General features: G+C 44.0%; 6 protein-coding genes and 1 pseudogene. 1 reads left to right on the forward strand and 6 read right to left on the reverse strand.

What is annotated here, in order from left to right:
- Positions 1 to 119: 119 nt before the first annotated feature.
- From AC5JM2_RS13355 to AC5JM2_RS13365, 3 genes are all read right to left on the reverse strand, one after another.
- Positions 120 to 1,895: an iron uptake porin gene (locus tag AC5JM2_RS13355; RefSeq protein WP_495835359.1), complete on the reverse strand. Its 1,776-nt coding sequence runs from the start codon at positions 1,893 to 1,895 to the stop codon at positions 120 to 122.
- A 128-nt stretch (positions 1,896 to 2,023) separates the two neighbouring features.
- Positions 2,024 to 2,458: a lactoylglutathione lyase gene (gene gloA / locus AC5JM2_RS13360; protein WP_495835360.1), complete on the reverse strand. Its 435-nt coding sequence runs from the start codon at positions 2,456 to 2,458 to the stop codon at positions 2,024 to 2,026.
- Between the two features lie 305 nt (positions 2,459 to 2,763).
- The gene (locus tag AC5JM2_RS13365) at positions 2,764 to 3,390 is read right to left on the reverse strand and encodes a 4Fe-4S single cluster domain-containing protein (protein WP_495835361.1); all 627 of its coding nucleotides are present in this window, start codon (positions 3,388 to 3,390) and stop codon (positions 2,764 to 2,766) included.
- A gap of 322 nt (positions 3,391 to 3,712) precedes the next feature.
- Here AC5JM2_RS13365 and eno point away from each other — a divergent pair, with 322 nt between their 5' ends.
- Complete coding sequence (eno, locus tag AC5JM2_RS13370) at positions 3,713 to 4,993, forward strand: phosphopyruvate hydratase (protein WP_495835362.1); 1,281 nt, start codon at positions 3,713 to 3,715, stop codon at positions 4,991 to 4,993.
- Positions 4,994 to 5,103: 110 nt separating this feature from the next.
- On the opposite strand, the gene AC5JM2_RS13375 is transcribed toward eno, so the two are convergent.
- The 3 genes and pseudogenes from AC5JM2_RS13375 to AC5JM2_RS13385 form a co-directional block, all read right to left on the reverse strand.
- Entirely contained in the window at positions 5,104 to 5,373 is a 270-nt protein-coding gene (locus tag AC5JM2_RS13375) for a hypothetical protein (protein ID WP_495835363.1), read from the reverse strand.
- Positions 5,374 to 5,692: 319 nt separating this feature from the next.
- Complete coding sequence (locus AC5JM2_RS13380) at positions 5,693 to 5,959, reverse strand: hypothetical protein (RefSeq protein WP_495835365.1); 267 nt, start codon at positions 5,957 to 5,959, stop codon at positions 5,693 to 5,695.
- A 45-nt stretch (positions 5,960 to 6,004) separates the two neighbouring features.
- Positions 6,005 to 6,456 (reverse strand): annotated as a pseudogene (locus AC5JM2_RS13385) (Rpn family recombination-promoting nuclease/putative transposase); the annotation flags it as partial.
- Positions 6,457 to 6,465: the final 9 nt, after the last annotated feature.

Genomic DNA, 6,465 nt, shown 5'->3' on the forward strand with positions numbered 1-6,465 from the left:
AACTACTAGATGTTGTCAAATTAATATCCAATCATTTTTAGGGTGTATCCGCTTGTATCTGCGGTTGCAATTTGAGAATACTTTGCAATCAGCCCTTTAATCATGACTCGCAGCTAACTTTAAAAGGAAATCACCGTTCTCAAGGCACCTTGCCAGATGGTATTATTCGAGCTATCGTTGTTTGCGTTTGTGACTACTGAAAATATGGGTGTGATACTAACATTGTCGCTTAGCTCCAGATTATAAAATGCTTCAATGTTTGTCTGGGTGCTATTTCCCAAACCATCGGTGACGAAAGGTTGACCTACGGCGATACCCCCAACTGTACCGGGAATCACGAGGTTACGAATACCAAAGCCGACTGCCCAACTAAAAGGATTGATATCCAAATTTTGGTTAATCGCGGTGTTGAACCCTTGGTAATTCCCAAATCCTAGGCGAGTAAAAATGCCTAGATTTCTGTTTAAGGCATATTCGGCATTAACCCCGAAAGCGTTAATGTCGGTGTTGTTGATTTCCGCTCTAGTATATTGTAGTCTTAATGCTAATTGATTGCTGAGTGAGTATTCCACTTCTGCACTGGCTTGATATCTATCCTTAAATAAACCACCACTGCCATTTGAGTTGACAACATTTGCATCAGCAGCGATGTAGAGAGAACGAATTGTGAATGCACTACCACCTGGATTCCAGGATATAGCCACTCCTGCACCGCCATATCGGTCAATTTGGTTTTGAACAATCAAAGGGTTATTAATAAAAAAACTGGAACTAAAATCAACCGCCTCGTTGTTAGCATATCTATTATGATCAATGAAATCTCTTGGAGACATTTTTGCTCCAACAGTCACAGATAAATCTGACACGGGACGAAAAGAGTAGTACAAACGTCTGAGCTTGAAAGCGGAGTCAACATCCACATAATCCAGTCCGCCACCGTTGGCGATTAAACCAGTTGTTCCCAGAAGGTTTAAGTTTTTGCTTTTTTGTGCTCGTCCTATAGCATCATCGCCATTGTTACCAGCTTCTAACTGAGTTAGGAGTAAATCATTACTGTTAAAGCTAGTTAATAAATTTAACCGCTCGCGGGATACAATAGTAGAATTAGCACCACTACCTTGTGTAAAAGCAACAATAGCTTGACCTTGAAGTTTGGTTGTCGCGGAAAATTGATGTGCTTCCAGCCGCGTCACGCGATCGTCCGTTTTGTTGAGTCTTTTTGCCAAGTCATCCAAAGCTGAACGATATTCTCTTTCTAAGCGTCGTAAAGTTATCAAGTCTTGCTGAATGAACTGATCGCGAAAACCATTGCCAATCAGGCTATCGAGTTTATCCATCGTAGCCGCCAAACCCGCAGCAAATTCATAACGAGACAGAGGACGGTTTCCACGAAACGTGTGATCTGAATAACCAGAGAGGACACCATAACGTTCCATGAGCGATCGCAACGCCTGATATGCCCAATCAGTCGGTTGAACATCAGACAATTGCGAAACCGAAGGTTGTTGAGGTGACGTATTGGTATTTATGTCAGGATTACCAGACTCATTGGCTGGAGTCGGGGGATCTGACACCTGAGCATTTTTGTTCAGATTACCAGATTTGTTTACAGATTGGGACTCTGTATCCAGGGATGTTACAGATGCTTCGGGAAATTCTGCCGCTGTTGCTTCACCAGCAGACAGTTTAAAATTCTCTGGTATCGCCTCATACAGGTCATTTTCCGCAATAAAAGTCGAAACAGCAGTTTCTTGCTGTTTTGGAGAAGGCAAAGAATTCGCTGCTTTTGGAAAACAGATGATTTGGCTAGGAATTCCCCAAATGAGTAAACTCCAAGCCAATAAATTTCTAGAACGAATTCTTTGCCTGAGACATTGCTTTACGCTCAACTCCATCACACCTATACTTTTGTACTTTTGGTTCTATAGTAGGGAACAGGGAACAGGGAACAGGAAACAGGGAACAGTGAACAGTGAACAGTGAACAGTGAGCAGTGAAAACTGGTAACTGGTAACTGCTATATTTACTGGTTTACCATTTGCGGTTCTGTTTCTTGTTTCACAGCCTCTTCTTGAGGTTTCGTCTGAATCAGTTCTACTTTATACCCATTTGGGTCTTCTACAAAAGCAATGACTGTAGAACCGTGTTTCATTGGTCCTGGTTCGCGTACGACTTTACCACCAAGCTTTTTTATTTGATCACAAGTCGTGTAAATATCATCAACTCCGATGGCAATATGTCCGTAAGCATTTCCCAAGTCGTACTTTTCCGTACCCCAGTTATAAGTAAGTTCTAGCACAGTCTTTTCACTTTCATCACCGTAGCCAACAAAAGCCAGAGTAAACTCTCCCCCAGGATAGTCTTTTTGCCGCAATAGCTTCATTCCCAAGAGATCACAGTAGAACTTCAGAGATTCTTCAAGGTTACCTACCCGTAGCATTGTGTGCAAGAATCGCATAATTATCTCACTTTTGCTTTGATGTTTTGTCGTTCAGCTCAATATTGTAATCTGGCAACCGTCCTCATACTGGGGAAGATGACTGAGATCTTGCATCACTTTAAATTAGCCCATTTTGACCGCCTCGGAATTAATTCCGAGGCTCACAACCCAAGTCTACTAAAGTAGACTGAAAGGCTTGTGCAGTCGTCTTTAGACGACTTTTGCTATTAGACTGGGATTTCAATCCCAGGCGGACGAGAATGCAAGGTGTGAGAATTGTGCAAGATCTCAGATGAGGAGGATTTTACTCTCCCTCATCCCCCTCACTGGGACAACTCCAGCCCTCCTCGGTAACCAGTAATCAGACGGCTACCATCTTTGAAAATATGAACTTCTATTTGGTCGCTTGCCCAGGTAATTTTATCTTTCAAAGCGGGATTAAAAACGTGAACACGTTGATTGCTGGAAGAAACAGGAGATAATGGTGAATTAAGTGCTAACGACTGGATATATGGACCATCAATTAAAATGTCCAACTGGTTCAAGAGGTCTTGAGCGCCAGCTGGGGCATATTGGGATTGTAACTGCTCTAGGGTAAAGCCAGAAAAAGACATCACATTCAGTCCACCGGCTTTTATCTTAGAAGCGAGAACCGCCAGTGCAGGGGCTTGCCAAAACGGTTCCCCTCCAGAAAATGTCACTCCTTGGTTGCGAGGATTACTCAAAATTTTCTCGGCAAGGCTGTCAATTGAGATAAGTTGATTCATTTCAAATGACCAGGACTCAACATTAAAACAACCTGGGCATTCTCGCAAACACCCCTGCACCCAAACAACAGCACGACACCCAGGACCATTCACCTCTGATTCATCGATATAGCCCATAATGTTGAGATATCCGGCAGGAATTTCGATTAAAGCTGGGTAAGGGTCAGTTTTCTTTTGGGTCATTGTCTTTTCCTCTTGTTAAGGGATACATACATTTGCAGGGTAGATGCAAAAAAGTTTGAGGAACTTTTGAGGAGGATGAGGGAGCAGGGAGCAGGGAGTAAGGGAGCAGGGAGCAGGGAGCAGGGAGCGGGGAGCGGGGAGCAAGGGAGGAATTACTTTCTCATCTTTACCTTATTCTCGTGATCCCCCAAATCCAGTGGAAATCTTCGTTAAACGAGAGCGCATAGAGTCCCACAAGCGCATATGCTAGATGGTCGGATGAGCCATTTAGCTTTTTGTAAACGGCAGAAAGAACGCACGCAAAACAAAGGATGGAGAACAGATGTTTGACACTGCGATCGAAGGTATTGTTGCCCGTGAAATCCTTGACTCTCGGGGTAGACCAACAATTGAAGCAGAAGTGCATTTGGTCAATGGTGCGATAGGATTGGCGCAGGTTCCCAGTGGTGCGTCTACTGGCACTTTTGAAGCGCACGAACTGAGGGATAAGGATAAAGCACGTTATGGGGGTAAGGGCGTACTCAAGGCGGTGCGAAACGTTAAAGAAGCACTTGCTCCAAAGTTGCTCAAAATGGATGCCCTCAACCAGGAACTGCTCGATCGCACGATGATTGCCTTGGATGGTTCCGCTAATAAATCCCATCTTGGTGCTAATGCGATTCTAGCGGTTTCTTTAGCAGCAGCCAAAGCCGGGGCTGAGTCTTTGGGAATTCCTCTCTATCGCTATTTAGGCGGTCCACTGGCAAATTTATTACCCGTACCGCTGATGAACGTGATTAACGGCGGTGCACACGCAGCCAATAACGTGGATTTTCAAGAGTTTATGGTTGTCCCGATTGGGGCGTCTTCTTTCCGAGAAGCTTTGCGCTGGGGTGCGGAGGTGTTTGCTACCCTCAGCCAAGTTTTGGATGAGAAAGGTTTACTGACTGGTGTTGGGGATGAAGGCGGTTTTGCCCCTAATCTGGAGTCGAATCAGGTGGCGTTGGAATTGCTGGTTGCAGCGATTAAGAAAGCTGGCTATAAACCAGGAGAACAAGTCGCTTTGGCGTTGGATGTTGCGGCGAGTGAGTTTTACAAAGATGGGCAGTATGTCTACGACGGTAAACCTCACTCTCCGGGTGAGTTTGTTGATTATCTCGCGCAACTGGTTGACCAATACCCCATTGTGTCAATTGAAGATGGCTTGCACGAGGAAGATTGGCAAAATTGGCAGTTACTCACCCAGAAGCTGGGTTCTCGCGTGCAGTTGGTAGGTGATGACTTATTTGTAACCAATGTCACGCGCTTGCAAAAAGGCATTGAACAGAAAGCTGCTAACGCGATTTTGATTAAACTCAATCAAATTGGTTCGTTAACAGAAACTTTGCAAACAATTGACTTGGCGACTCGCAATAGTTTTCGCTCAGTTATTAGCCATCGTTCTGGTGAAACGGAAGACACAACAATTGCTGACTTAGCCGTCGCAACCCGCGCAGGTCAAATCAAGACAGGTTCTCTGTGTCGCAGCGAACGGGTAGCAAAATATAACCGTTTGCTACGTATTGAGGATGAGTTGGGTGAACTTGCCGTTTACGCTGGTGCTGTGGGATTAGGACCGAATTAACCTTTTTAATCAGTGGTGGTTACTGCCCCCACTGATTGCCTTAATTTTTACAAAATTTTGTGAATCTTTTTTGGAAATATTTTTGTAGGTATCCAAAAAAGGGTAGCATATCACAAAGACTTATTATCCTTTTGGAGAATGATCAGATGAAAACTATTGACGATGCGGGTGTGTGGGCGGTTTGTCGGCGGGTTTGTCTCGCGGTGGGTTTGTCGGCGGTTGTTGTCGGCGCTTTGGGAGCGGATTTGTCGGCGGGGAGGGCTCTTGGGGCTAGTAGCGATCAGTGGATGCAAAGGGCGGATACCCCGCAATTGCGTCCCCCCAGTTGCCGGTGGTACCCCTACCTGGGTTACCTCTGTTTCTAGGGGGTCGTACAGCACTTTCTTTTATACCTCATTAATACAACTTCCGTCAAACGTTTTATTAGCATAAACTTATCTACCACAACTGCCACTTCGGGGCGACCCAATACCTGGCACTGCTCCCCAAGTGTCAGTTGACCAGGCGAGCATTTCTGCTTACTTTTTATTTGGCTAATTTTATGACCAGCCGCCCCTTTGGGGAAGTCAAAAGTCAAAAGTCAAAAGTAAGGATCTTCTTTTGATTTTTGACTTGTTTTGTGTTGGTTTGACTTTTGGCTTATGTCGTTGACAGAAGCCTCGGTACTTTTTGTGGCATCAAATAGCACTCAATCGCGCTTCATAATTTCGGTTGTGCGGCAAGCCTTACAACTTGTTCATCCAGCAATAGCGCTTGAGCTATCTGTTCAATACTCAAACCCAAAGCCAATAACTGAGGTATGGTTTCGAGCTTACCTTCTTGTTTACCTTCGAGCTTACCTTCTTGCTTACCTTCTTGTTTACCTTCTTGCTTACCTTCTTGTTTACCTTCTTGTTTACCTTCAGCAAAAACTTCTTGATAAAATCTAGTTTGCTTCAACTCGCCTAATCCGAACATTTTTTCCATCTCCTCCCGGCTCAAGCTGGGCAATTTGTAGATCAATATCTTTTCTATCAATTCTATAATTTCTCGTTGTTGGGCTGCATCTATAATTTGTTTTCGGGCGCTATTGACTATCTCTATAGCTTTTGTTGTCGCTGTTGATTCTGGTTCGATAATTAATTTGACTGTCTCAATTGGGATTGATGTGGCGTACTTGAAGTTAATTCGTCAAGATAGATGCGAGTTACTCGTGGTGATGAGAGTAATTCTGTGTATCTTTTGGTATCTCCAGTGTCAACCTTGCGATTGGGGAAGATGACAACACCACACCAAGTATTGGTTAATTCTGTTTTATCGAGATAGTTAAAGATTTCTGTGAACAAACGTGAGTAAAACTTTTTATCTGGTTGAAATTGTACTTCAGCAAAATAAATGGGTAGTTCTTCAGTCTTGGGTAGAAATACGCCATCAATTCTCAATACCTTTGCCAATTTACGAGGCTGGAACGGTACTAGAAGCATTGTGAATAC

This window comes from Brasilonema angustatum (assembly GCF_059505445.1).

Coding starts and splice junctions, on each gene's coding strand:
- AC5JM2_RS13355 (WP_495835359.1), bottom strand. CDS start 1,895: ATGGAGTTGAGCGTAAAGCAATGTCTCAGGCAAAGAATTCGTTCTAGA.
- gloA (WP_495835360.1), bottom strand. CDS start 2,458: ATGCGATTCTTGCACACAATGCTACGGGTAGGTAACCTTGAAGAATCT.
- AC5JM2_RS13365 (WP_495835361.1), bottom strand. CDS start 3,390: ATGACCCAAAAGAAAACTGACCCTTACCCAGCTTTAATCGAAATTCCT.
- eno (WP_495835362.1), top strand. CDS start 3,713: ATGTTTGACACTGCGATCGAAGGTATTGTTGCCCGTGAAATCCTTGAC.
- AC5JM2_RS13380 (WP_495835365.1), bottom strand. CDS start 5,959: ATGGAAAAAATGTTCGGATTAGGCGAGTTGAAGCAAACTAGATTTTAT.